24 protein-coding genes and 2 pseudogenes are annotated in these 25379 nt (G+C 43.0%); 1 reads left to right on the top strand and 25 read right to left on the bottom strand.

Annotated elements, in window-relative coordinates; translation table 11 throughout:
• Positions 1–86: 86 nt before the first annotated feature.
• From argJ to ACW6PM_RS09580, 12 genes and pseudogenes are all read right to left on the bottom strand, one after another.
• A complete protein-coding gene (gene argJ, locus ACW6PM_RS09525; RefSeq protein WP_308657301.1) occupies positions 87–1313 on the bottom strand; it encodes a bifunctional glutamate N-acetyltransferase/amino-acid acetyltransferase ArgJ in 1227 nt (408 codons plus the stop codon).
• An 89-nt stretch (positions 1314–1402) separates the two neighbouring features.
• Positions 1403–2743, bottom strand: coding sequence for a citrate/2-methylcitrate synthase (locus tag ACW6PM_RS09530; protein ID WP_456057006.1), 1341 nt, complete (start codon positions 2741–2743; stop codon positions 1403–1405).
• Between the two features lie 48 nt (positions 2744–2791).
• Entirely contained in the window at positions 2792–4384 is a 1593-nt protein-coding gene (locus ACW6PM_RS09535) for a S8 family peptidase (RefSeq protein ID WP_456057007.1), read from the bottom strand.
• A gap of 122 nt (positions 4385–4506) precedes the next feature.
• On the bottom strand, positions 4507–6915 hold the full coding sequence (locus ACW6PM_RS09540; protein WP_456057008.1) for an ATP-binding protein: 2409 nt from the start codon (positions 6913–6915) through the stop codon (positions 4507–4509).
• A 3-nt stretch (positions 6916–6918) separates the two neighbouring features.
• Positions 6919–7983 (bottom strand): metallophosphoesterase family protein, encoded by a 1065-nt coding sequence (locus tag ACW6PM_RS09545; RefSeq protein ID WP_456057009.1) that lies wholly within the window; start codon positions 7981–7983, stop codon positions 6919–6921.
• A 48-nt stretch (positions 7984–8031) separates the two neighbouring features.
• Positions 8032–9561, bottom strand: a complete 1530-nt coding sequence (gene clpX / locus ACW6PM_RS09550; RefSeq protein WP_456057010.1) for an ATP-dependent Clp protease ATP-binding subunit ClpX — start codon at positions 9559–9561, stop codon at positions 8032–8034.
• A gap of 154 nt (positions 9562–9715) precedes the next feature.
• On the bottom strand, positions 9716–10270 hold the full coding sequence (locus ACW6PM_RS09555; RefSeq protein ID WP_456057011.1) for a hypothetical protein: 555 nt from the start codon (positions 10268–10270) through the stop codon (positions 9716–9718).
• Between the two features lie 358 nt (positions 10271–10628).
• Positions 10629–11219 (bottom strand): hypothetical protein, encoded by a 591-nt coding sequence (locus ACW6PM_RS09560; RefSeq protein ID WP_456057012.1) that lies wholly within the window; start codon positions 11217–11219, stop codon positions 10629–10631.
• A 125-nt stretch (positions 11220–11344) separates the two neighbouring features.
• Positions 11345–11506: pseudogene (locus ACW6PM_RS09565) on the bottom strand (conjugal transfer protein); the annotation flags it as partial.
• A gap of 102 nt (positions 11507–11608) precedes the next feature.
• On the bottom strand, positions 11609–11932 hold the full coding sequence (locus ACW6PM_RS09570) for a hypothetical protein (protein WP_456057013.1): 324 nt from the start codon (positions 11930–11932) through the stop codon (positions 11609–11611).
• Between the two features lies 1 nt (position 11933).
• Positions 11934–12137, bottom strand: coding sequence for a helix-turn-helix transcriptional regulator (locus ACW6PM_RS09575; protein ID WP_055061724.1), 204 nt, complete (start codon positions 12135–12137; stop codon positions 11934–11936).
• Between the two features lie 2 nt (positions 12138–12139).
• Positions 12140–12535, bottom strand: coding sequence for a DUF961 family protein (locus tag ACW6PM_RS09580; RefSeq protein WP_456057014.1), 396 nt, complete (start codon positions 12533–12535; stop codon positions 12140–12142).
• On the opposite strand from ACW6PM_RS09580, the gene ACW6PM_RS09585 reads away from it, so the two are divergent.
• Positions 12435–12770 carry a LytTR family transcriptional regulator DNA-binding domain-containing protein gene (locus ACW6PM_RS09585; protein WP_308658205.1) on the top strand — a complete coding sequence of 112 codons (336 nt, stop codon included), beginning with the start codon at positions 12435–12437 and terminating at the stop codon, positions 12768–12770. The two genes, ACW6PM_RS09580 and ACW6PM_RS09585, sit on opposite strands and share 101 nt — an antisense overlap.
• Positions 12771–12898: 128 nt before the next feature.
• Here the strand turns inward: ACW6PM_RS09585 and gatB are convergent, their stop codons facing one another.
• From gatB to ureA, 13 genes and pseudogenes are all read right to left on the bottom strand, one after another.
• A complete protein-coding gene (gene gatB, locus ACW6PM_RS09590; protein ID WP_456057015.1) occupies positions 12899–14332 on the bottom strand; it encodes an Asp-tRNA(Asn)/Glu-tRNA(Gln) amidotransferase subunit GatB in 1434 nt (477 codons plus the stop codon).
• An 18-nt stretch (positions 14333–14350) separates the two neighbouring features.
• A complete protein-coding gene (gene gatA / locus ACW6PM_RS09595) occupies positions 14351–15862 on the bottom strand; it encodes an Asp-tRNA(Asn)/Glu-tRNA(Gln) amidotransferase subunit GatA (RefSeq protein WP_456057016.1) in 1512 nt (503 codons plus the stop codon).
• A 17-nt stretch (positions 15863–15879) separates the two neighbouring features.
• Positions 15880–16176 (bottom strand): Asp-tRNA(Asn)/Glu-tRNA(Gln) amidotransferase subunit GatC, encoded by a 297-nt coding sequence (gene gatC / locus ACW6PM_RS09600; protein WP_306748814.1) that lies wholly within the window; start codon positions 16174–16176, stop codon positions 15880–15882.
• Between the two features lie 174 nt (positions 16177–16350).
• A pseudogene (locus ACW6PM_RS09605) lies at positions 16351–16797 on the bottom strand (GNAT family N-acetyltransferase); the annotation flags it as partial.
• Between the two features lie 537 nt (positions 16798–17334).
• The gene (gene aspS / locus ACW6PM_RS09610; protein WP_456057017.1) at positions 17335–18666 is read right to left on the bottom strand and encodes an aspartate--tRNA(Asn) ligase; all 1332 of its coding nucleotides are present in this window, start codon (positions 18664–18666) and stop codon (positions 17335–17337) included.
• A gap of 614 nt (positions 18667–19280) precedes the next feature.
• Positions 19281–19595: a hypothetical protein gene (locus ACW6PM_RS09615; protein WP_308649307.1), complete on the bottom strand. Its 315-nt coding sequence runs from the start codon at positions 19593–19595 to the stop codon at positions 19281–19283.
• A gap of 4 nt (positions 19596–19599) precedes the next feature.
• Positions 19600–20019 (bottom strand): hypothetical protein, encoded by a 420-nt coding sequence (locus tag ACW6PM_RS09620; RefSeq protein WP_456057018.1) that lies wholly within the window; start codon positions 20017–20019, stop codon positions 19600–19602.
• A gap of 103 nt (positions 20020–20122) precedes the next feature.
• Entirely contained in the window at positions 20123–20896 is a 774-nt protein-coding gene (locus ACW6PM_RS09625) for an urease accessory protein UreD (protein ID WP_456057019.1), read from the bottom strand.
• Positions 20897–20899: 3 nt separating this feature from the next.
• Positions 20900–21508: an urease accessory protein UreG gene (gene ureG, locus ACW6PM_RS09630; protein WP_317351886.1), complete on the bottom strand. Its 609-nt coding sequence runs from the start codon at positions 21506–21508 to the stop codon at positions 20900–20902.
• A gap of 61 nt (positions 21509–21569) precedes the next feature.
• Positions 21570–22250, bottom strand: coding sequence for an urease accessory protein UreF (locus ACW6PM_RS09635; protein ID WP_456057020.1), 681 nt, complete (start codon positions 22248–22250; stop codon positions 21570–21572).
• A 2-nt stretch (positions 22251–22252) separates the two neighbouring features.
• Complete coding sequence (locus ACW6PM_RS09640) at positions 22253–22792, bottom strand: urease accessory protein UreE (protein ID WP_456057047.1); 540 nt, start codon at positions 22790–22792, stop codon at positions 22253–22255.
• Between the two features lie 38 nt (positions 22793–22830).
• Positions 22831–24543, bottom strand: a complete 1713-nt coding sequence (gene ureC, locus ACW6PM_RS09645) for an urease subunit alpha (RefSeq protein ID WP_456057021.1) — start codon at positions 24541–24543, stop codon at positions 22831–22833.
• Positions 24536–25228: an urease subunit gamma gene (ureA, locus tag ACW6PM_RS09650; RefSeq protein ID WP_456057022.1), complete on the bottom strand. Its 693-nt coding sequence runs from the start codon at positions 25226–25228 to the stop codon at positions 24536–24538. Before ureA ends, ureC begins: the two co-directional genes overlap by 8 nt.
• Positions 25229–25379: the final 151 nt, after the last annotated feature.

Genomic DNA, 25379 nt, shown 5'->3' on the forward strand with positions numbered 1-25379 from the left:
TAATATCTGAACGCCCTCGTTCGCTTTACTTTTTTAATTAATTACTTTAGAAAAATAATATCATTAATCAATATTACTTGTCAAGATTAAGATCTGTAATCTCCGTTAATTTTTACATAATCATATGTAAGATCACAGCCCCATGCCTTGGCTGACACATCTCCCTGGTGTAAATCTATGTCGATGTAAATCTCATCCTCATGCAGTATCTTTGCTGCCTCCTCCTCTGAGAAGTCAACTCCGGCACCGTTCTCGCACACCTTGATGCTTCCTGCTGTTGAGCGAAGATGAAGCTCCACCTTGTCTATATCAAAATCAGCCTCCGCATAGCCTATAGCACAAAGGATTCGTCCCCAGTTGGCATCCTCTCCGAACATAGCACACTTTAAAAGTGGTGAACGGATAACGCTCTTTGCCACAATAATTGCTGTATCAAGGTCAGGCGCACCTGCGCAGGTACACTCTAAAAGCTTTGAAGCACCCTCTCCATCCTTTGCAAGCATTCTTGTAAGATTTGAAAGCACCTCGTACAGTGCATCCTTAAAGGTCTGATAATCATCATTCTCAGTAGTAATAGGTGTGTTTCCGGCAAGGCCGTTTGCCATGATGCTCACCATGTCATTGGTAGAGGTATCGCCGTCAATGCTTAAGCAGTTGTAGGTAACCTTTACAATCTCGCTCAAGGCTTTCTGGATGAGCTCTGATGAGATGGCAACATCTGTTGTGATAAAGTTTAAGGTGGTTGCCATGTTCGGATGTATCATACCGCTTCCCTTTGCCATACCGCCGACTGTACACTCACTGTCTCCGAGCATAAACTTCACCGCATACTGCTTTGGAACAGTATCTGTGGTCATGATAGCGTTTACCGCCTTGTCGTTGCCGTCTGCCGAAAGCCCCTTTGCAAGCTCCTTTATATGGCTCTCGATAGGCTCAATAGGAAGCACCTGGCCGATAACTCCTGTAGATGCAACGATAACCTCGTTTGGATCAATCGAAAGCTCTGCTGCTGCAAGCTCACACATTCTCTGTGCCTTTTCCACTCCGTCTGCATTGCAGGTGTTGGCATTTTTGCTGTTTGCAATAACAGCCTTTGCCGTATGTCCTGACGCCTCAAGGTGTGCCTTTGTCACCTGAATAGGTGCTCCCTTCACCTTGTTTGTAGTGTAAACAGCTGCTGCCTGACACTCTGCTTCTGAATAAACTAAAGCCAGATCGTTTTTGTTTTTGTCACTGTTTAATCCACAGTTCAGTCCGTTTGCAACAAAGCCCTTTGCTGCGCAGACGCCCTTTTCTACCTTTGTAAAACTCATTTGTATAATACCTCGATTCTTCTAAATATGTCTAATCCCCAACATATCGTATTATTGATGCATGAACGATAGCCTATAACAGCCTTTCGTTACTCTATCTCTTTCATGACGCTCTTGTAAGCCGGACGGATAATCTTGTTCATGCCGACAATCTCCTCAAGCCTGTGAGCACTCCAGCCGACGATTCGCGCGATGGCAAAAAGAGGTGTGTAAAGCTCCATAGGAATACCAAGCATCTCATAAACAAAGCCGCTGTAGAAATCTACATTCGGAGAAACACCCTTAAAGATATGGCGCTTTTCAGCGATAATCTCAGGAGCCACCTTCTCTATTGTATTATAGAGATTCATCTCCTTATCTCTATTCTTTGCCACCGAAAGCTTCTCCACATAGCCTCTGAATATACGCTCTCTCGGATCAGAAAGCGAATACACGGCATGTCCCATTCCATAGATGAGACCCTTGTGGTCAAATACCTCACCATCCATCATTTTTCTAAGGTATGCTCTCACCTCATCCTCGTCATCCCAGTGTTTCACATGCGAACGGATGTCCTGCATCATCTCCATCACCTTGATGTTGGCACCGCCGTGCTTTGGTCCCTTAAGTGAGGACATGGCCGCCGCGATAGCAGAGTATGTATCTGTACCTGCCGATGTAACCACACGGGTGGTAAATGTGGAGTTGTTTCCACCGCCGTGCTCCATGTGAAGAATAAGCGCCATATCAAGCACCCTTGCTTCAAGCTCTGTGTATTGATTGTCAGCTCTGAGCATACGAAGGAAGTTTTCAGCTGTCGAAAGCTTTGGATCCGGCCTGTGAATATACATGCTCTGGTCATTTTCATAATGATTGTACGCATGATAACCGTAAACTGCAAGCATCGGGAATATCGCAACAAGTGATAAGCACTGTCTGATATTGTTATCGATGCCCGCCTTTGCTACAAGAGGATCATATGAAGCCAGTGTCAGTATACTTCTCGTCATGGAATTCATGATATCCTTTGACGGAGCCTTCATGATGACATCCCTCGTAAAGTTTGTAGGAAGGGTCCTGCTTCTTCCTAAAACCTCTGTAAACTCAGCCAATTCACTCTCAGATGGCAGCTGCCCGAAAAGCAGCAGATAAGCAATTTTTTCAAAACCAAACTCGCCGGGCTTAAGGTTGTTTGTAAGTGTCTTTACATTGTAGCCCCTGTACCACAATTGTCCGTCACATGGCACGCTGCTGCCATCCTCGCCCGTCTTAAATGAAACAATCTCCGAAATATTCGTAAGACCTGTCAGAACTCCCTTTCCGTTTACATCCCTAAGACCTCTGTTGACACCGTATTCCTTGAAAAGACTATCTGAAATTGTGTCATTTTTAATACAGATATCCTGTTTTTTTGCAGCGTAATCCGCTAATAAATTATTGCTTTTTGTCATCCATTCACCCTTCCTTTTTACCTTTTAGAATATATTATATCCGTTTTCTTAGAAATTGGCAAACCCATTCATGAATCCGTAGCCAAAAATTTTATTTGGATAGTCGGTTTTTTCTTTTCTGCGGCAGTTTCTTACCATGGCATTTTTTATATCCACACCGTTTGCGAGCAAAACATTGCCTCTCACTATCATCCACTCCATGATGAGAGCCGCCACCGCTGCAGTGATTGCAGCAGCCGCCGATGTGCCACTTAGTGCTATATACATTCCTCTTAGATTTGCCCCTGTGATATCCACAGCCGGTGCTACGAGATCCGGCTTTATTCCACCATCTGCGTCAAAGCCCCTTCCCGACTCTAAAAGTAATGCATCATTTAGGGAATTATAGCCTCCCGCCGTTATCACAAGCTTGGCATCCGAAGGCATGGTCAGCGTGGTATCAGGCTCCGAGACAATAAAGCTCACATCAGTATCAAGAAGTCCTGTCATCGGGAGCCACATATTAAAAACGCCTCCAATAGTACTAAGTGGAAATACCCTGATGGTCCACACTCCCTTCACCACCTTTTCAAAGCGGATAAATATAAGCAAATCCCTCGTCTGTCTGCCGGTCTGCCTGTAGTCAATAGTCACCTGTGTTCCTTCAAGCAGAAATGAGTATTCACCGCTGTCTATTCGCATTGGTACCCCGGCTGGATTTGATTGTCCGCTAGGCGATATGACAGAAAGCGTAAATAGCTCAGGTGAAAGTGCCCAGCATTCCAGATAAAAGCCATCCATATCCTGCTCAACATTTATCTCAATATCATCGACTGTATCTGTTATGCGCCCTTTATAATGATGCCTGCTGTTCGCCTCATTGCCCGCTGCCGCAACCACAGCCCTGCCTCTTTTTGCCGTGATATAGTCCAGATACTCTGAAAGATCCTCGGCTCCCGTGTGGCTTCCGTTATTGCAGCCAAGCGCCATGCAAAAGACAGCCGGTGCTCCCTTTTGACCTGCAAACTCATCTGCAAAATGCACTGCTCTCATCACATCAACCTCCGAGTACACTATTTTACGATCCGGAATAAAGTAGAAATCATACAGCTTTTGAGGTGCCCTTTTCAGCTTTACGACAATAAGCTTAGCCTGTGGTGCCACCCCTGCAAAATCATCCTGCGGTCTGTCATTGCCACATATCACGCTCGCCACAAACGTACCATGCCCATCCTCATCGCCAGGTATGCTCTCATATGGATTTTCCGATAAAATAGCAGCATTTATCTCATCCTCAGAATAAACCGTATCCGTATTCTGATCCCAGAGCACTGCAATCTTCGTCTTACCCTCAGGTGTCATAAAAGCCTCCTGCGCATAATTCACACCTGTGTCAATAACCACCACATACACACCATTTCCGTATAGTCCCGGAACAAACTCCCTTTGAAGCCTGAACACACCGCTCTTTACAAGTCCCTGCGTGGATAAAGGAGCAAGACACTTTGGAATAGCCGAATACGAATAAACTCCCACCAAAAGTGGTGGGAGTCTTTCGTAATCCTCATATGTCCATATCTCGTAATCATCGCCCAATGTCTCTATGATATCAGGAGCTATTACCGGTGGAATGAACTCCTTTTTTGATACTATGAACTGCATATTTTACCTCATATGATATAATATTTAGATATGAGGGTCAAAAGATATTTTGACCCTCATATAATTATATTCTATAAATAAAAATATGCTACCATTAATATAAACAAAGCTTCGACCAAAATTTACTCGCGGCTTCCATGACATGTAAAATAAATCACCTGGTAATCCTGCGAAAGCACCGCAAGCAGCCTTCTGCCTCGAGCAAGCTTCTCATCATCCAGATTCACAAACGGATCATCAAGTATGAGGAACGGCTTCTCGCCCGGATACATCGCATCCACAAGCGCAAAACGCATACATATGCCTATCAAGTCCTTGTAGCCTGCCGACATGGTTCTCACATCGCGAAGCTGCCCCTGCTCCTTCATCCTTATTGAAATATTGGCATCCACCTGCCAGTCTCTGTCTGTATTTTCTGTCAGGATACCGAAGTACTTCTGGAAGCCATTGGAAATAGGCGCCATGTATCTGGCAGTAAACTGCTCCTTTGCCCTGGTCAGATAGTCTGATGTAAGCCCAAGTATCTCGTACTTATGCTTTTCCTCAGCCTGTATCTGCTTGCAGTTGCGATACTCCTGCTCCTTTTCATCCCTCATATCAAGCTGCTCCTGCAGATCATCCATCTGTCTGCCGTACTGCACTAAGGATGCCCGGATTTCATCGAGGCTGCCTTCCACCTTTGAAATCATCTCATTGAGCTCATCAAGTGTATACGGACACTCATTTGGTGCAAGAAGCTTGTCCATATCGTTGTCATTCTCAAACTGCGTTTTCTTCTGAAGCGCACTGTCCATATTTTCCTTTGCAAAGCCGGCCTCTGCGAGCTGCTTTTTCATCTGTGAAAGTGCCTGTGTATATTCTGTAGTGCTGTCATATCCATAGAGACTTAAATACTCATCAAGCGAAGCCTTTGCCTTCTCATAGTCAGCCTTTGTCTTGGCGCGCTTTCCTATCTGCTCGTTGAAACGACTGTAGTCATGAGCCTTTGTGCGAAGCTCATAAAGCTTCTCCTGATACTGCGATTCATCTGCTTCAATCGAAAAGCTGTCAAAAAACTGCGATACCTCATGCTCCATTGATGTAATGCCGCCTTGAATCTGCTCAAGCTGCTCCTTTAATTCCTGAATCGGTATCTCCTTCTGCTTTATATTTTCCTCACGCTCAGCCATAAGCCTGATGTATGCTCTCTGCTTTTTGTTGTTCAGACGGATTCCATAGACCATCATGACAACACCGCAAAGCGCCATAACGATTCCTGCTATGCCTACCACAAGAAGCATGATTTCCTTCACATTGTACTTCTCATTCAGGCTGAATACCGTGGCAACAGCCGCTGCCAAAAGACCGATAACCATAAGAACAATGCCTGCAGGCACAAGCTTTGTCTTCTCAGGTGCCTCCGGTTCCGCCTCATCATCTGCCATCTTTGCAAGTGAGGTCATCTGCGAGAGCTTGAGCTCCATGTGGCTGTACTCATTCTTGACACTTTGGATGTTTGCAATCTTCTTTTGCATCTCATCAAGACCGTCATCCGATGGCACACCATCCTTAAACATGCCTGAAAGTGTATCTAAATACTGCTCCTCCTCCGGTGTAAAGCTCAGATTATCTTCTACAGCCTTTAAGCTTTCAAGCTCTCCTGCCTGCTTTGTCTTTTCCAAAAGCTCCGTCTCATCCGGTGCTTTTTCGCCGAAAGCTGCCGCTGCGGTATTGTAAATACTCTCTTTCTCCTTTGCAACGGCACAAAGCTGCTCGTAGTTTTCACGCAGTGCCTGCTTTCTGCTGTCCTCAGATGCCACCTGAAGCGCCCTGCCGTACTCGGCTCTGATACCGGTAAGCTCCTTCTTCTGGGCAGTTTTCTCATCTATTTTCTCTGAAAGCTGTGCTGCTGCCTCATCCGCGGCCTGATACTTCTTAAGCTCCTGTTCTAAGGCTGTGAGTGTATTTACACGCTTTTTGATGGAGCCTGTGATACGGTTTGGGGACATCTTGTTCATCATGTCCTTAATGTCCGCTGTCGCCGACTCGAAGTTGTTGATGTCATTTGTATTTTCTGCCATATTGCCAAGCTTTGCGCTGATGCTGTCTGAGGACGAAAACATACAGTCTGCCTGCGCTATGTATATCGTTCTCCTGAACGAGCTGCGGTCGAGGTCAAAAAGCTCCTCTCCAAGCAGTGGTGAAAAATCATCACACTCAACCATGGTTGCAAGCCTGTACAAGTGAAAATCATCCTGCTTTTCTGTGAGTCCAAAGGTCCTTACAAGTCTGTACTCCACTCCATCGGCCTCAAAATCGAGCTCTCCACCATAGGTGCCGCCCTGCCATGGCTTATAGAGCTTTCTTTCCCTCTCAAAAGCGCCCGGCTCCTTTTTCGTGTCAAAGCCGTACAGCATAGCCTTCAAAAATGCCGCAAGTGTACTCTTTCCCCAGCCGTTTGGCTGGTTTATGACATTGACTCCATCATTGAAATTGATATTAAGATCGGACAGCTTTCCGAAGTTGTTTATGTGACAAGCTATTAATTTCAATTTCTAAATCTCCTCCCCGCTAAGCGCCGATATACCGCACCTGATGACCTCAGACTTCTGCTCCTCGGTCATATCTGAGCCAAGCACCATCCGTATGAACTCACCCTTAAGTGATGCATCCTTTTCGTATTCACTGTAATTGATGAGAAGCCTTGTCTCATCATACACCTTTTCATAGTAGAAATATTCCTCAAACATATCCTTGAGGAAATCTGTGTTTATCTCACAATCCACGTCCACCTCACCTACAAGCACGAACTTTACCATGCTCCTCGATGAATATTCACTGTCCGAAATGGCCTTTTCCATCTTTACAGCCACATCCTGTGTGGTCATGGCTCCTGTCACATCCACATACAGCGTGTAGAGGTTTCTGTATGCAAACGGTACAAAGCTAAAGCCTGCCGTGAGCTTCTCATCATCTATATCTAGCACCACAAAGCCCTTTTGTCCGCACTCATCAAAGCCTCTTCCCTCTAAGCAGCCGCTGTAGCAGTACATGCCGCGGTTGTCAAGCTGTCCGCTCTGATACTCATGCACATGACCGAGTGCCAGATAATCAATTCCCTTATTCTTAAGGTCGCCCGTGGAAATCTCATCACCAAGCTGTCCGTGGAGAGTGACCACATTGTAATTGTCATTGTCGAGCACAAGAGAATTGTACATGGTAGCCTGGTTAGACTTGTCTATCTCAAGACCTGTGATTGTGATATTTCCATAGCTGTATGAGGTCCACTGATTGGAAAAAAGCTTAAGATTGTCAGGGATTTCATCGAGCTTCGATATAAAATTGTCCGAGTCGTGATTACCCTTTAGATAATAGAAATCGATATCCGGATTTGACGTAATCGAATCCTTTACCAGATTTCTGGCAGTCGCTGACACATTTCTCGTATCAAATAAATCGCCTGCTATGATAATCGCCTTTACATCGTTATTTTTGGCGTACTCTATCATCCTTGAATATGTACGCAGTATTTCCATTTTTCTCTCTTTTGCCTGCTCCTTTGACAGATTCGAGGTCATCTTCGAATCCAGATGCAGGTCTGCACAGTGGATAATTTTCATTTTTCCAATTCCTCTTGATATATGAACGTTTTATAAATCAATTAACAATTAAACGTGTTTACTGTCTGCAAGCTCAGGTGTACCCCTCATCTGAATGAGCGGGCCGCCCTTCTTCTCAACGTAATCCTTAGTGATTGTAACCGTGCCGATATTATCATCCTTTGGTATCTCATACATGATATCGAGCATGAAATCCTCTATAATCGCACGAAGGGCTCTGGCTCCGACCTTCTTCTCCTTTGCCATCTTGGCAATGGCATAGAGTGCATCGTCATCGAACTCAAGCCTTACCTCATCCATCTCAAGAAGCTTCTGATACTGCTTGATAATGGCATTCTTTGGCTCCTTCAATATCTTTACAAGCATATCCTCGGTGAGAGCCTCAAGTGAGAACATGATAGGAAGTCGTCCGATAAACTCAGGAATCATTCCAAATTTACGGATATCATCAACAGTGGCCTGCATGAGCAGGTTCTCATCGCCATCATACTTGTCCTTTAAATCAGCCTTGAAGCCGATAGAAGCCTCCTTGTTCAGACGCTCCTTTATGATATCCTCAAGGCCCGGGAAAGCGCCTCCACAGATAAAGAGAATATTTCTCGTGTCAACTGTAGTCATCGGAACCATGGCATTCTTGCTGCTGGCACCAACCGGCACCTCAACCTCTGAGCCCTCTAAAAGCTTAAGCATACCCTGCTGCACTGACTCTCCACTCACATCACGCTGGTTGGCATTTCTCTTCTTTGCAAGCTTGTCTATCTCATCTATAAAAATGATACCGTGCTCAGCTCTCTCCACATCATTATCTGCTGCCGCAAGAAGCTTACTTACAACACTCTCGATATCATCACCGATATAGCCGGCCTCAGTAAGAGAGGTAGCATCTGTTATGGCAAGCGGCACATCTAAAAGCTTTGCAAGAGTCTTTACGAGATATGTCTTTCCTGAACCTGTAGGTCCGATCATGAGCATATTTGATTTCTCAATCTCCACACCATCGAAACTCTTTGAACTCTGCTTTGCAGTGGTATTCTCTTCCTGCGCCTTGTGCTTATTGTCAGCCATGACACGCTTGTAGTGGTTGTACACTGCAACCGACATGACCTTCTTTGCATGCTCCTGCCCTACCACATAGTCATCAAGACTTGCCTTGATCCTATGCGGTGCAGGAATTGAGTGAATGTCAAGAATCGGCTCGACCTTTTTCTCTTCCTTTGGCTTTTTCTTCTTAAGCTTCTGGCTGTTTGGTATGCCTCCTGTCAAATCTGACAAATTTATCATGCTGATATTGGGCATATTGCCAAAATCCATATTGCTGATATTTCCCAGATTTCCGAAATTGCCAAAATTACCGTTACTCATGGAGTCAAAGGTCTTTTGCATACAATCGTTGCAGATGCACAGATTTGGCTGGATATGTATCATCTTTCCTGCCACGCTCTCCGGCCTGCGGCAGATGTAGCAGACATCCTCGTAGTCGTTTGACTTGTTATCATTTGTATTATCTATGTTATTTGTAATATCTTCCTTATTATCCTGAATATTGTCAGGTACTTCCTTGAAATCATCATTATTCATAGGTGAATTACCGCCTTTGTATCATTTGGCTGCTTTATCAGCCATTTAACTATTATACACTACTGAATAAATGCGTGCAAGCAAGCTGAGGCGCTTTTGAAAAAAAAGAACCGACAGATCAAAAGACCTGCCGGATCCATTTTCTTAATATCTATTATCTTCCACAAATAATTTCTAAGATACTTTTGCAATCCCTGGCAATTATTGGAGTTCCCAAAATTATTGCTACAATTGAACAGCTCAAATCAAATAATCTTAATATTCTTTCAATCTTACGATCATCATAATGTGGAATCATCCATTCGCCCCATGGATATCTATAAATCTCATTTTCCAATGGTTTATATACTTTAATAACTATACACCATAATAAGGCCGTAACATTAATAATGAGTCCACAATAATAAACTATTGGAGCATATGACTCCTTTTGAAAAAAGAAGAACACCAACTTTGAAAATATTAAAAACCATACGATTTGTGTAATTATGGTAAAATAACTTCCCATTCTCCAGTTGATTCCAAATATAACCAGCGGAAAAAATGCAATTATTAAGCCACATGGACGTCCTGCTGTTATTCCTGCCGTATGATATGAATCTGCTTCTAACTGCAATATCGCACACATTAAAATAATAGTTGGTGACAATATTGCAAGATAAATATTCCATACCAAAATAATAATTTTACTATGTTTATTCTCGTTCATACTCTAATAAAAAATGATTACATATTCTCAATATAAATATCTGTCCGTATTGCATATCTACCACTAAATGAATACTGCAAGTTCGTAAGAACTGCACTTTGAATTAGTCCAGTATAATCATATACAAATAACGGTATTACAGATATCCAGACTCCTATTAATGAATTAGTGTCTGTTTTCCTACTAAATATATCATACAACTATCCATATCAAAAGTCTATATTCTGAAAATATTTTCATATTTTTACAATTTTATCAATTTAGTATCTGTATATTTTTATCCCAACTGTCAATCAATCGACTCTCCTGCCTTTTTCTTGACATACAAATGGGCCGCATAACCGGAATTGATGTTCTTCTAATCAGCATAATTCTCTTGTTCACCATATGCATCTTTATAGTATAATATGCCATTACTGTAGCGAATCTCTCCATCTGACACATTTTCATCAATGACATATTGTTTTCTGCCTGTTATGGGACATTTATAAATCACACTTTCCTTCTGATAATAAACATATTTGTCTGTCACAAAAAAACATTTGACTGTAGCAATATTTTCAAGAATCTCGCTTGCGTCAGATGATTCTTTATCTGCTAATCCATAAAAATCCTCTGTGTTATCACCACCTGAGGAATATACAAGCTCGTTTTTAAACGAATTTAAATCAACACTGTATACACTAATGCCTACATTTCTATCATTTTCCAAAAGATAATAACACTTGTCCTCACTAAGATAAATATTTGTAATCCTTCCTGAAAGCGGAAAAACATTTCTGGTAACTGCAACAGTATTATTACTGTTATCCTTGCGATATACGACATCTTCATTTTGGTCAATATAATAGACATATTCATTCTTTGACAAACTTATCTGTCCGTTAAGTGTGCCATCAATCACCACATCACCACCAGCTGAATTCTTACTACAGCCTGTCAGAATCAAACATATAATTATTCCTGTTAAAAATCTCTTTTTCAAATGATAATGTGAGAATTTCAAAAAGATAATAAGTAATAGAATTACAATCACAAAACAGCTTACTAAAAGTATTTCTGCAAAATATTTCTTATACCAAACATATACTTTGAAAAATCTTCTAACTGTCTTTCTTCATAGTCAGCAGGGTTCAGCCGTTTCATTTCCTGCCACACCTTACGCTTGTAGGAGGGCAGGTCAGAAATGTATTCACAGCCGACGTTTGTCTGCATATCCTTAAAAATATCGCTCATGTAATCACTCCAATCTGAAATTTTGGTAAGAAAAAAGCAGTCAATCCTAAGACTAACTGCTTTGTGTATAGGTGTATAAAATTATCATATTTTCCTAATGATTTATAACTGTTTATCAAAATACATAATTGCAAGCAATTCAAGCAAATTACGCAAACCAATAAAAAGTTCTCCAAAAAGAATTACTCGGTCAAGTGTAAACATAATTTGAATATCTATAAATAATGGTACTGATGTTGCAATCGCTAATAATACAATCAATGTCCAATTTGCTATATTAGCAGACTGATTTGCTTTTAGCTGTATCGTCAACCAGCGTTCATCACCCTTATATTCAACTTGCTTTTTTGCTTTCAATATATAAAGCCACAACGTTGCTCCTAATGCTAAAACAAGAAAAATCAAGATAATAATTTGCTCATTCATACTATTTGTCCTCCCTATGCTCGAAAACTTCATCAATAGAAACACCAAATACTTCTGCAATTTTAAATGCCAATTCTAATGACGGAGTATATTTATATTTTTCTATTGATATAACTGCTTGTCGTGAAATTCCAACTTTTTCAGCTAAATCTGCTTGTGTCCAGTCCCTTTCAGCACGTAAAACTTTAATTCTGTTCCATATCAAAGTTATCGCTCCTCTCCAAAATATAATGTACTGATTGCTTTTATTGTAATGTACTCATTACATTTTGTCAACACAAGAATACATATAGAATTATGATTTAAAGCAGGATTTAAAGCAGGATTTTCAATTTTTATTTTTTTAATTTCTGTTCTAACATTCATAATTGATAATACAATATAAATCCTATTATACGGAAATTCCCTTAACGGTACTTCTGGCGGTACAGACACGGGGATAATTCCACCATGCAGACTGCACTTCAAATCATAGATACGCTTTTTAAGCTGGGTACTCGGTGTGCCGTCCTCATTCTGCAAGAACACATCACGCACCGCTGTAAATTTTAATTCTCCAAATATTTTCTCTTTGTCAATAACAAACCCGTTTGATAATCTCATAAATTCTTCACTCCTTTACTTTTCTTCAAGCAGAATAATAGAGCATCTACCGGGTGAATTTATACGGACACATCGTTCCTATATTGTTAATATGACACACATATACAGAATTACATCTAGTACCATAGAATTATCGAATCATTTAACTATACAAATTGCACGTTCTTACTATAAAGATGTTATAAATGCATTTGCAAAATATACCAGGAGATTTGATATTACAGGAGAATTTTAATGCTTATAGAAACAATCTTGCATTTGAGGATAAATCTCTTCCATTAAAATGATTAACACAATTTCTTCTAACAAAAAAACATGCTTAGTCAGATTGCTATCTGCATAAGCATGTTTTTTATTAAATGTTTATTTCAACAACAGCTCAATAAGAAGCTTATTTACAACAGCAGGATTTGCCTTGCCCTTTGTAGCCTTCATAGTCTGACCTACGAGAGCTCCGATGGCTTTCTTCTTGCCATTGTGGTAATCCTCCACTGCCTGTGGATTTGCATCGATGACAGCCTGGATTGTGGCTTTAAGCTCACCCTCATCATTCATGCTCTTAAGACCGTTCTCCTCGACATACTGCTCAGGATCGATATCCTCCGAGAATATTTTCTCAAATACTTCCTTGGCAACAGATGAGTTGATCGTGCCTGCATCTACCAGATCTACAAGCTTTGCAAGGTTTACAGGTGAGAAGTTTATCTCATCTGCATCCATATCGTTATCCTTTAACAGTCGCATTGTCTCAACCATCAGCCAGTTTGAAACCTTCTTCGGCTTGCCGCAGAGCTTTGTGGCAGCCTCAAATATATCTGCCATGTGCTTTGACTCTGTGAGAATCTTTGCATCGTACTCAGGGATGTCATATTCCTTCTTGTAGCGCGCAAGCTTCTGTGGACGAAGCTCAGGCTGCTTTGCCTTTATCTGTGCAATCCATTCATCGGATACGACAATTGGCACGAGGTCAGGCTCCGGGAAATATCTGTAGTCCTGCGCATCCTCTTTTGAACGCATGGCATGTGATGATTCCTTGTTGTCATCCCATCTACGGGTCTCCTGTACTACCTTTCTGCCCATCTCAAGAAGCTCTATCTGACGCTCACGCTCGCCCTCTATGGCATGTGCGATAGCCTTGAAGGAGTTAAGGTTTTTCATCTCTGTACGTGTACCAAACTTCTTTGCGCCTACCTCTCTTACTGAGATGTTGACATCGGCACGCATTGAGCCCTCATTTAATTTACAGTCAGATGCTCCGAGGTACTGGATGGTCTGACGCAGTGTCTCCAGGTATGCGATAACCTCCTCAGCGGAACGCATATCAGGCTCAGATACTATCTCTATAAGAGGTACTCCGGAACGGTTGTAATCTACGATAGATACGTCCTCCCACTCGTCATGTACGAGTTTTCCGGCATCCTCCTCCATGTGGATTTCATGGATTCTGACGTTTTTCTTTCCGTTTGCTGTCTCAATCTCCACTGAACCGTTGCGGCAGATTGGCAGATAAAGCTGTGATATCTGATAGTTCTGTGGGTTATCAGGGTAAAAATAGTTCTTTCTGTCAAATTTGCTGTACTGTGTGATGGTACAGTTTGTGGCGAGTCCTACTGCCACTGCGTACTCTACAACCTGCTTGTTTAAAACAGGAAGTGAGCCCGGCTGTCCTGTGCAGACAGGACATGTATGTGTATTTGGTGCGCCTCCGAACGCTGTGGAGCAGGCGCAAAAGATCTTTGTTTTTGTAGCTAACTCTACATGGACCTCAAGTCCGATGACTGTCTCATAGTTTTTCATATCCTTTTTGCCTCCTTCCTACTGTGCACCGGCAGATTTACTTGTGTCTGCTGTATTTTTGTTACTGTATTCCTCTGCAATAGCGCTTCGCTTAAGCTCTCTTGTTTTTTCAAAGCTGTAGGCTGCACGGATGATATTCTTCTCCTTAAAGCAGTCTCCGATGAGCTGTAATCCGATTGGAAGTCCGTTTTTGTCCATACCGCACGGAAGTGATATTCCCGGAAGACCTGCAAGGTTTACAGAAATCGTGTAAATATCACCGAGGTACATCTGGATTGGATCACTTAAGCTCTCTCCAAGCTTTGGTGCTGTGGTAGGTGCTGCCGGTCCGAGTATCACATCATATTTGGCAAATGCATCATCAAAGGCTTTTTTGATAAGTGCTTTTACTCTTAATGCCTTTAAGTAATAAGCATCATAATATCCTGATGAAAGCACGAAGGAGCCGAGCATGATTCTTCTCTTTACCTCCGGTCCAAAGCCCTCAGAACGCGATTTCTTGTACATGTTGTGGAGGTCTGTGTACTCCTTTGTACGGTATCCGTATTTGACACCGTCGAATCTGGCAAGGTTTGAGCTTGCCTCTGCGCAGGCGATTACATAGTAGGCCGGGATGGCATACTCTACAAGTCCGAGGTCAAATTCCTCTACAACAGCACCCTTTTTCTTTAATTCATCTGCCGCTGCAAGGATTGCCGATTTTACCTCCGTGTCAAGTCCATCTCCAAGATAATCCTTTGGAATACCGATTTTCATGCCCTTTACGTCATCGACAAGCGCCTCTGTAAACTTCAAATCATCTCTGTTTACTGATGTTGAGTCCTTCTTATCATATGAAGAGATTGCCTCAAGGATTGTAGCACAGTCTGTGACATCCTTTGCGATAGGTCCAATCTGGTCAAGAGATGAGCCATAGGCAATGAGTCCATATCGTGAAACTGTGCCGTAGGTTGGCTTGATTCCTGTCACACCGCAGAAGGAGCTTGGCTGTCTGATCGATCCGCCTGTATCTGAACCGAGTGCAAACGGCACCTCCTCTGCTGCAACTGCTGCACAGCTTCCGCCTGATGAACCGCCCGGTACGTGCTCAGTGTTCCATGGGTTTTTGGTTGCTCCAAAGGCAGATGTCTCTGTGGTGCTTCCCATGGCAAACTCATCCATGTTGGTTTTTCCCACGATGACACAGCCTGCATCCTCAAGGCGCTTAACAGCCTCCGCTGTGTAGGTCGGGATGAAATTGTAGAGTATCTTTGATGAACATGTGGTGAGAAGCCCCTTCGTACACATGTTATCCTTTATGGCTACAGGCACACCCGCAAGCGCTCCTTTTAGCTCTCCCGCATCAATTTTTGCCTGAACCTCTGCGGCTTTTTTAAGCGCACCCTCTTCGTCTATTGTGACAAAGCTGTTTATCTTTTCTTCTTTTGCTTTTATAGAAGCAATGGCAGCCTTTACAGCCTCTTCCACTGTGACTTCCTTTGCCTGTATTTTCTTGCCGAGTTCCACGGCAGTTAAAGACATTAAATCCATTTTTCTCCTCCTTGCCGTTATTCGCCGATTGTCTTTGGTACCTTGAATCCGCCGTCCTTCTTGACCGGTGCATTGGCAAGTGTTGCTTCACTTCCGTCACCGTTTGTGACAACATCATCTCTGAATACATTGTTTACAGGGAATACATGGCTCATAGGCTCAATTCCCGAAGTATCAAGCTCCTCAAGCTTGTCAATATAATCAAGCATATCTGCCATATCCTTCTTGGCAGCCTCTGCCTCCTCCGGTGAAAGCTCAAGCTTTGCAAGGATTCCGACATACTCCATAGTCTCGTCTGAGATTACGTTTCTCATGACTCCGTCCTCGCCCATCACCTTTGTGGTAACAGCCTGCTGCTCTGGGATTTCTTCCTCAGGCTCCTCGTCAAGTGCTGCACTTCTGACCTTTGCATAGACAGAAACATCACATATGCCCTGATTGTTTATATCAGCATGACGGAGAGTACCCTCATAATCCATGCCTGCTGCAGCCATCACCTTGCCTGAATTTGGATTTTCAGTATCATGTCTGGCACATACACGTCCGGCTCCAACCTCGTTTATGAAAAATCTGATGATTGCTGTAAGTGCCTCTGTTGTATAACCGTTATTCCAGAAACGTTTTCCGATACAATAACCGATTTCAACCGACTCAACTCTCTCATCAATTTTAACTGCACTTATAGTTCCGATAGGCTGCTCGAGATCATTAAGCTCAATAGCCCACTGGTAAAAATCTTTCTCGTCATACTTAGCTATCCAGTCTTTTATGATAGTCTCTGTAATATCAACGCTCTCATGTGCCGGCCATGTAAGATATTTTGTCACTTCCGGGTCATTCGCCCAGTTGTAAAACATGTTCTCGGCATCTTCTATTTCAAATCTTCGAAGAGTAAGCCGCTCTGTGGCGATTTCTCTTGTTCCTATATGATTCATACGATATCCTTTCTCTCTTTCCTGATATTTTAATTTTTACTTGGGATGTATCAATATCTGCCCCGGGTGCGCATCAACACCCTGCAAAGCATGGGTGCATATATATTGTGAAGACAAATTTTTAACAGTTCCGACTCTCACAGCCTGCAATACCTCACAACCTACATCCTGCCAACAACCTATCCGCAGGAAATGTCGGAACAAGCTTAAAAATTTTCTGAGCAAAATATATACACACATGCAACCTCAAAACCTACATGCGCACCCACCATAATTAAATCCTGCATATCGGGGACTGCCAAAACCTGCACTCGGGTGCGCTAAACACCCTGCAAAGCATGGGTGTATATATATTGTGAAGACAAATTTTTAACAGTTCCGACTCTCACAGCCTGCAATACCTCACAACCTACATCCTGCCAACAACCTATCCGCAGGAAATGTCGGAACAAGCTTAAAAATTTTCTGAACAAAATATATACACACATGCAACCTCACAGCCTTAAAGCGCACCCTCCACAACCCAAAAGCTGTGATTTATGGCTCCAATCTGCTAAGGTCACGAGGAAACAGTGTAGCCTCACGCACATTGTCCTCTCCGATAAGCTGCATTGTAAGTCTCTCAAGTCCTATTCCAAGACCTCCATGTGGCGGCATGCCGTGCTTGAAGGCTGAAAGATAGCTCTCCATGCCCTCTGTCTCCATGCCACGCTTTGCAATTTTTTCCATAAGCTTGTTGTAGTCGTGGATTCGCTGACCACCTGTTGTGATTTCAAGTCCTCTGAAAAGCAGGTCAAAGCTTAAGGTGTATGTCTCATCTGCCGGGTCATCCATGGCGTAGAACGGTCTCTTCTTTGAAGGATAATGTGTGACAAATACAAAATCACTGCCATACTCTTCCTTGAAGTACTGTCCGATAAGTACCTCCTCCTCCGGCTCTAAGTCGAATGGGTTCCTGAACTGTCTGTTATATTTTTCTGCGACACGCTGCTTTGCCTCGTCAAATCTGACTCTCGGTATGCTTGTCACGTCAGGCAGCTCAATCTTTAAAAGCTCAAGCTCCTTGGCGTATGAGGTCTTTAAAAGCTCCATGGTGTACTGCAAAAAGCCTGTCTCCATCTCCATGATGTCCTCAAAGCCGTCAATGTAGCCCATCTCGAAATCGAGTGATGTATACTCATTCAAATGTCTCTTTGTATTGTGCTTTTCTGCTCTGAAAACAGGTGCAGTCTCAAATACCCTGTCAAAGACACCTACCATCATCTGCTTGTAAAACTGCGGGCTCTGCTGCAATATAGCCGGTCTGTGGAAATATTCAAGCTTAAAGAGGTTGGCTCCTCCCTCGGCTGACTTTGCACCAAGCTTTGGCGTATGAATCTCTGTAAATCCATTATTATAAAGGAAATCCCTAAATCCCCTTGTGATACCCTCCTGTATGCGAAACGTAGCACGCTCTCTTGGGTTTCTGAGTGCCACTGCCCTGTTATTGAGCTTTGCCTCAAGCGATGTATTCAGTTTCCATTTGTTGATCTGAAGCGGCATAGGCTCCGCCGGCTCAGATAAAATTGTGATAGTGTCAAGACGAAGCTCGAATCCGTTTGGAGAACGGTCATCACTCTTGTATGTGCCGCATACCTCCACGGTATCTGCTTCCTTTAGATCATCGACGCTAAACTGGGATTTGCCCGGCTCGTATACACACTGTATGAGTCCGTCCCTGCGTCTTAAAACGATGAATGCAACCTCGCCCATATCTCTTATGGTGTGAATCGCACCCTTTACCTTGATGTTTTTGCCCTCGTAATCGCCTGCAAGAATTTCTGCGATACCAAGGTCTTCCTTTTGAACTGCTCCTGTTAAGAATTCCATATTTTTGTGCTCCTTTGATTTTTTAAGCGGGACGGAATATAAATTTATGTATTATTGTATATAGCCCACGAATTGCTACGTGCTGCGCACTCCCGCACTTCTACGCAAATTCGCAATTCGCACTATCGTGCTACTTGCTCATTTACGTTAGCGTTTCAGACAGATACACATAACTGTAAGTAAACTTACGTTATGTGCCTCTGTCGAAACTGGGCTATATACGCCAAAAAGCCCCGGAGCATATCAAATTAATGAAATGCTCCGGGGCGAAAATTCTAAAATATTCCGCGGTACCACCCGCTTTGAGAAAAAGGACTGTTCCTGTTTCTCCACTCTTATCCGTAACGTGGATGAATCGTATCTGCCTACTTTTGAAATAAACCATATCAATCGTTCAACAGATCTGCTCCGGTAGTGTTCCTGCAATCAGCTCTTCCAAACAGCGCTCTCAGTCGGTGACGCTGTATTCCTGTCGGTGTCTGGTGATCCAAGTCTCCTTCAACGCATTTATTGTTCTTTTGTTGTTTAACGTTATAACACAATAAACTTATTATTTCAACCCATCATAGTCAAAACTTAAGAAAATTAAGTATAGGAATATATTATAGTTTTTCTTAATTATGGTTATAACAAAGTCTTCTTATAACACCCTTTGGATCACTGAGCAGCATCCTCACAAGCCATATGATCATGCCGAGTGCCACTACAGATATTCCAAGGAAAAAGTCATTTAGCATATCTGCTGCCTTTGGTGTAAAATATCCTGCTCCAAGCTCCATATACTCAAAGACCGCGTCCACAAACCACATGAGTGATGCTCCCCAGAACATCAGTGCCATAAATCCAAGCTTAAGCTGCTCTCGTCTGTCACACAGATACCATACTATCGTGCTTATTATCGCTGCAAAAACTGATACAAGTAATGTCATACTTCTATACCTCCTTTTTTGTCATATCAACTTCCGGTAATCTATCAATAGCATTTGTTATTCCTACCATGATTCCCCAGACTACAGTGACAACTATCGCCATTGTGACACCTACTGTGCCCATCTCATGAAGCATCTGCATTGCATCCTGTGGATTTGATGCAGCCGTCAAAAATGGGAAAAACGGCACCACCTCTCCATGCCATACATGCTCAAAAGCCAAGAGTGCACTGCCACCCCAGAGCATGCTGTTGAGCCATCTCATCTTGTGAAGGGTAGTATGTGATTTCTGCGACATATATTCTTTTTTCTCCTCTTCACTGAGATTTAAGCTCTCAAGCTGCTTCTTTTCTCTGTTCTCCATCACCTTTGTTACTATTGTTGTTGCAACAGCCTCTGTTGCCGGTACTATAAAGCATGCCATAATTTGTTTCCTCCTTGATTATTATATTGTTTCTTTTATTTGTGAGACAGAAGCCCGACACAATACTGTCAGGCTATGCGTCACTTTATAAATACTTATTTGATTACCCGGTAATCACCGCTTCCATATCAGAAAACAGTTCCTCGATATCCTGCGACTGTTTTGCCAAAACCCTCACGCAGACACCTTTCTTTGCCCGGGTGATGCCTGCGTACACTCCCTGATATTTTTTATCTGAAATATCAATATCCAAAAGCTTGTTTTCTTTTTCATCGTCACCACAGTAGAAGCATGTGCCCTGATGAGTATAATTTCTGTAATAATACATATTTGTCATATCTAGCTCTGCCGGTATGAGATTGCACCTATCAAGCCAGACAAGCCGGTTGTCATACCACACTCTTGTGCGGTTTTCGTAATGTCTGAATGCAAAGCTTTCGCCCATCGCCACTCTTCCCGCAGTAAAAATATCGCTCCAGAATATTTCACCGCCTTTATCTATTCTGATATCTGTCTCTGAGACAAAACAACTGTTTTTAAACGGAACCACAGCGCACGGTCTGTAAATAAGTGACGCATTCTTTTGCACATTTATGCTCATGTGCTTTTTTGCACTGCCATCCGTGCCCATATCAAACAGCTTGCTGTATGACTGCTCCGTAATCAGAAGCTTTGAAGCTTTTTCACAGGTAATATCATAAATAAGCTCATCGCCCTTTAATATGCCGGCAGATGCCATCATAAAAATCATATGCAGTCTGTCGTCCTCTGACCTGGGCTCGCCTATTTTAAGCGGTGCCGAGAAATAGCTGTTCTTTTTATAAGATTTTAAGGTGTCCTGATTGTAAGCTGTGGTCAGTGTGAGTTGTGCTGCCATAGGCTAAATCCCTTCAAACAATACATTTTTCTTTATCCATGCGATAACAGCATCCACGCTGTCGCCATGCATGAGGTCCGTAAACAGGAAGTCTCTGCCCTGTCGCATCCTCTCGGAATCATTTTTCATGACTTCAAGGCTTGCGCCAACCATAGGAGCAAGGTCTGTCTTGTTGATGACAAGTAAATCCGAACGTGTCACACCGGGACCTCCCTTTCTTGGAATTTTCTCTCCCTGCGCTACATCGATTACATAGATAGTGGCATCAGCCAGATCCGGACTAAATGTAGCTGAGAGATTGTCTCCTCCACTTTCGATAAATATTATCTGCACATCCGGGAATCTTTCAGCCATCTCATCAACAGCCTCCAGATTCATGCTGCAATCCTCTCTGATAGCAGTGTGAGGACAGCCTCCTGTCTCCACTCCTACAATTCTCTCTGCCGGAAGTGCTGAGTTTTTGATGAGGAACTCTGCATCCTCCTTCGTGTAAATATCATTTGTGACCACACAAATCGAATATTCCTTTGACATTTTTCTGGTGAGACGCTCGATAAGTGCTGTTTTTCCTGAGCCTACCGGTCCTCCCACACCAATCTTTACATATGACATTTCAATCACCCGCTTTTCTTTCGTAATTATTTTTTCATTAACCAGAAATATATGCTAAGCATCAGGACATATACTGTCTGGTATACAATCTTTCATGACGCATGCAGTGTATATCGTTTGCAACTGCTGATACACCAAGCTCATCTATCGTCACATCCAAAGTTTTTTTCACACACTGTTCCAATACCGGAAAACAGCCATGCAGTATACGCTGTCCCTCCATCTGACTTAGTGGCACGAGCTTTACGGCATTATTGACAATTGCTGAAATTGTTCCGTAGCCATACATGGTAAGAAGCTTTTCTTCATCAATACCGCAAAACAATGCATAAATGCCAAGTGCAATTGGATGAAAACCTTCTTTATACCATTCAACCACCGGTGCCTTATCATCCATTCTCTCGAGTGCTTTTACAAAACGTTTTCCCATGCGGCTGCTGCCCATACGCACCTCCATAGGTATCTTCATTGCTCCTGCAAGCTCATCAAGCTTTGCAATAAACTCTTTGTCATTAGCATACTCATAGGCCAGATGCATAAGCCCTAAATCCTGATAACAGAAGGTATGCAAAAAGCCATCCAGATATTGCTTTAGATCCTCCGGCGTCCTTATCCAGTCTTCAAGCACATAGCTCTCCAAACCGTTTGACAATGTAAATGCACCTATCGGGAAAAAAGCATCCACACTCTGCATTATCTTCATGAAGCCTATCATATTGTCCATATTTTCACACCGTTTCATAATCAACACGCCTGACAGCTCAAATCCCTGTTCTTGTGCTCATGTATGCCTGTCTCATGATGATGGTGTCCATGTGTATGTCCGTGATGGGCTTCAGCTACGTGTCCATGCGCATGGCAGACTGTATAGTTTTCAAACAGGCCTCTTTTCTTCTCTGCATCAAAACCAAGCTTTTTCAGATACAAAAATGTAGGCTCATCATACACCACACTCACCTCATTATCCGAAATAGCAAGTGAGAGATGTCTGTTTCCAAGCTCAAAGCATAGACGCCCCATCTGTTTCATGGTATCAACCCTGACAGTTGTAAGCTCACACGGTAGCTGCTCTATTGCTATTATTTTCTCATTGTCTGCGTATATGACATCATGATTTTTCAGATGCACATCAGCCGGCACAACTATGCCTATCTCCTCGCCATGGTCTGTCTGCTTTTTTATTCTTTTCTTCTCAAGCTCAAACCACTCCATGTATACCTTATCCACCTCACGTGAATTGACTGTGAAGCTCTCAAGATTTCCTAATACCTTATCTGTTACCATATTATCCAATCTACCTTCTTGAATGCTAGTCTTTAAAATTAAAACAGGAAATACTTCTGTGTCAGTGCAAGCTCATCTGCAGCCTTGCATGTGATAAGCTCACCGTCCACGCGCACCTCGTAGTTTTCAGGATTTACATCTATATCAGCTATGACATCATTGTTTTTCATGTCATGCTTTCCGATATCTCTGCAGTGGCTCACAGGAAGCACCTGCCTCTTAAGAGCGAGTTTTTCCTTTATTCCGGCATCATATGCTGCCTTTGATACAAATGAGATGCATGTATTTGCTCTTGCCAGTCCATATGCACCAAACATGTCCGTATATACGACAGGCTCCGGTGTAGGTATGGATGCATTCGCATCTCCCATCTTTGAAGCTATAATAAAGCCACCCTTTATGATCATGTCAGGCTTTACTCCAAACATCTTTGGATTCCAAAGTACAAGGTCTGCAAGCTTTCCCACCTCAACAGAGCCCACATACTGTGAAATACCGTGTGTGATTGCCGGATTGATGGTGTATTTTGCAACATATCTTCTGATTCTGAAATTGTCGTTTCTTTCACAATCCTCCGGTAATGTGCCTCTTTGCTTTTTCATCTTGTCTGCGGTCTGCCATGTCCTTGTGATGACCTCTCCTACACGTCCCATCGCCTGTGAATCCGAGCTCATCATTGAGAAAATTCCCATATCGTGCAGAACATCCTCTGCTGCAATTGTCTCAGGACGGATTCTTGAATCTGCAAACGCGATATCCTCCGGCACATTTTTGTCAAGATGGTGGCAAACCATAAGCATATCCAGATGCTCATCAAGTGTATTCTTTGTAAAAGGCATGGTAGGATTGGTAGATGACGGAAGCACATTTTCAAATGCCGCTGCTTTTATGATATCAGGTGCATGTCCTCCACCGGCTCCCTCTGTGTGGTATGTGTGAATTGTCCTGCCCTTAAATGCATTAATAGTATCCTCCACAAAGCCTGCCTCGTTTAAAGTATCTGTATGGATGGCTGCCTGCACATCATATTCATCACAGACACTCAGACAGTGGTCTATAGCATCAGGTGTACTGCCCCAGTCCTCATGCAGCTTTAATCCACATGCACCTGCCTTGATCTGCTCCCTTAATGTATCAATATCCGATGAGTTTCCCTTTCCGAGGAAACCAAGATTGATTGGAAGCTCCTCGGCTGCTTCAATCATCCTTTCTATATTGAATCGACCCGGAGAGCATGTGGTGGCATTTGTTCCGTCCGCAGGTCCTGTTCCTCCGCCTATCATTGTCGTAATACCACTGTAAAGAGCTGTCCTCACCTGTGTTGGACTGATGAAATGAATGTGAGTATCAAGTCCTCCCGCTGTCACGATAAGACCCTCACCGGCAATTACCTCTGTTCCTGCTCCAATCACGAGATTTTCATCAACGCCATCCATTATTGCAGGATTTCCTGCTTTTCCGATGCCGCAGATTTTTCCATCCTTTATGCCTATATCTGCCTTTACGATACCCCAGTAATCAACTATGACAGCACTGGTGATTACTGTATCGGGACAATTATCATCCCGCACCTTACACGACTGTCCCATTCCGTCTCTTGCTGTTTTTCCACCGCCAAACTTTGCCTCGTCTCCATATACGGCATAGTCCTTTTCCACTTCAAGAATGAGTGATGTATCTGCCAGACGGATTCTGTCACCTGTCGTAGGTCCATACATATCTGCATATTTTTTTCTGCTTATCTTATTCATCTATAGACACCCCCTTAAAGCCCTTTTCCTTTGCAAGCTCAAATGCCTTCTTCTTTACATCAGGGTCATCTATCCTGCCATTTACAAGACCGTTAAGACCATAACCCTCACGGCTTCCACCTATCTCAACCAGATTTACACGCTTTGTCTCTCCAGGCTCAAATCTGACTGCATTGCCGGCAGGTATGTCAAGTCTCATGCCATATGCCAGGCTTCTATTAAACTCAAGTGCCTTATTCACCTCAAAGAAATGAAAATGTGAGCCAACCTGTATAGGTCTGTCGGCTGTATTCGTCACCTCTATGCTTGCCGTGTCTTTGCCTGCATTGAGCTCAATATCGCCGTCCTCAATAAGCTGCTCACCGGGTGTCACCTTACCTGACGGGCATATAGGATTGTGTACGGTGACAAGCTTTGTGCCATCCGGGAATGTGGCCTCCACCTGTATCTCCGGAATCATCTCCGGCACTCCGTCCATACAGTCATCCGCTGTAAGTATCTGTGTGCCAAGGCTCATAAGCTCTGTCACACTCTTTCCGTCCCTTGCCAGCTCCAAAAGCTCTGAGCTTATATAAGCTATAGCCTCGGGATAGTTAAGCTTTAAGCCTCTTGCCCTTCTCTCCCCGGCAAGCGTTCCTGCCAGATGCAGCATCAGCTTGTCGGTCTCTCTTGGTGTTAAACGCATTATCCTCTCTCCTTTTCACAAAAAAACGAGGGAACCCTGTACGGATTCCCTCGTTGGAATTTAAATTTACTTTAATTATTTACTTTTTATTGAATATTACCCCTCAAATTATGTCTTGTCAATATTAAAATCTGAATATATTTAAGTTAAA

This window comes from Agathobacter sp., from assembly GCF_977054825.1.

What these genes read in the sequence shown, in the direction of transcription:
- argJ (WP_308657301.1), bottom strand. Translation starts at nt 1,313, where the DNA reads ATGAGTTTTACAAAGGTAGAAAAGGGCGTCTGCGCAGCAAAGGGCTTT.
- ACW6PM_RS09530 (WP_456057006.1), bottom strand. Translation starts at nt 2,743, where the DNA reads ATGACAAAAAGCAATAATTTATTAGCGGATTACGCTGCAAAAAAACAG.
- ACW6PM_RS09535 (WP_456057007.1), bottom strand. Translation starts at nt 4,384, where the DNA reads ATGCAGTTCATAGTATCAAAAAAGGAGTTCATTCCACCGGTAATAGCT.
- ACW6PM_RS09545 (WP_456057009.1), bottom strand. Translation starts at nt 7,983, where the DNA reads ATGAAAATTATCCACTGTGCAGACCTGCATCTGGATTCGAAGATGACC.
- clpX (WP_456057010.1), bottom strand. Translation starts at nt 9,561, where the DNA reads ATGAATAATGATGATTTCAAGGAAGTACCTGACAATATTCAGGATAAT.
- ACW6PM_RS09555 (WP_456057011.1), bottom strand. Translation starts at nt 10,270, where the DNA reads ATGAACGAGAATAAACATAGTAAAATTATTATTTTGGTATGGAATATT.
- ACW6PM_RS09570 (WP_456057013.1), bottom strand. Translation starts at nt 11,932, where the DNA reads ATGAATGAGCAAATTATTATCTTGATTTTTCTTGTTTTAGCATTAGGA.
- ACW6PM_RS09580 (WP_456057014.1), bottom strand. Translation starts at nt 12,535, where the DNA reads ATGAGATTATCAAACGGGTTTGTTATTGACAAAGAGAAAATATTTGGA.
- gatB (WP_456057015.1), bottom strand. Translation starts at nt 14,332, where the DNA reads ATGAAAAACTATGAGACAGTCATCGGACTTGAGGTCCATGTAGAGTTA.
- gatA (WP_456057016.1), bottom strand. Translation starts at nt 15,862, where the DNA reads ATGGATTTAATGTCTTTAACTGCCGTGGAACTCGGCAAGAAAATACAG.
- gatC (WP_306748814.1), bottom strand. Translation starts at nt 16,176, where the DNA reads ATGAGAAACGTAATCTCAGACGAGACTATGGAGTATGTCGGAATCCTT.
- aspS (WP_456057017.1), bottom strand. Translation starts at nt 18,666, where the DNA reads ATGGAATTCTTAACAGGAGCAGTTCAAAAGGAAGACCTTGGTATCGCA.
- ACW6PM_RS09615 (WP_308649307.1), bottom strand. Translation starts at nt 19,595, where the DNA reads ATGACATTACTTGTATCAGTTTTTGCAGCGATAATAAGCACGATAGTA.
- ACW6PM_RS09620 (WP_456057018.1), bottom strand. Translation starts at nt 20,019, where the DNA reads ATGGCATGCTTTATAGTACCGGCAACAGAGGCTGTTGCAACAACAATA.
- ACW6PM_RS09625 (WP_456057019.1), bottom strand. Translation starts at nt 20,896, where the DNA reads ATGGCAGCACAACTCACACTGACCACAGCTTACAATCAGGACACCTTA.
- ureG (WP_317351886.1), bottom strand. Translation starts at nt 21,508, where the DNA reads ATGTCATATGTAAAGATTGGTGTGGGAGGACCGGTAGGCTCAGGAAAA.
- ACW6PM_RS09635 (WP_456057020.1), bottom strand. Translation starts at nt 22,250, where the DNA reads ATGAAACGGTGTGAAAATATGGACAATATGATAGGCTTCATGAAGATA.
- ACW6PM_RS09640 (WP_456057047.1), bottom strand. Translation starts at nt 22,792, where the DNA reads ATGGTAACAGATAAGGTATTAGGAAATCTTGAGAGCTTCACAGTCAAT.
- ureC (WP_456057021.1), bottom strand. Translation starts at nt 24,543, where the DNA reads ATGAATAAGATAAGCAGAAAAAAATATGCAGATATGTATGGACCTACG.
- ureA (WP_456057022.1), bottom strand. Translation starts at nt 25,228, where the DNA reads ATGCGTTTAACACCAAGAGAGACCGACAAGCTGATGCTGCATCTGGCA.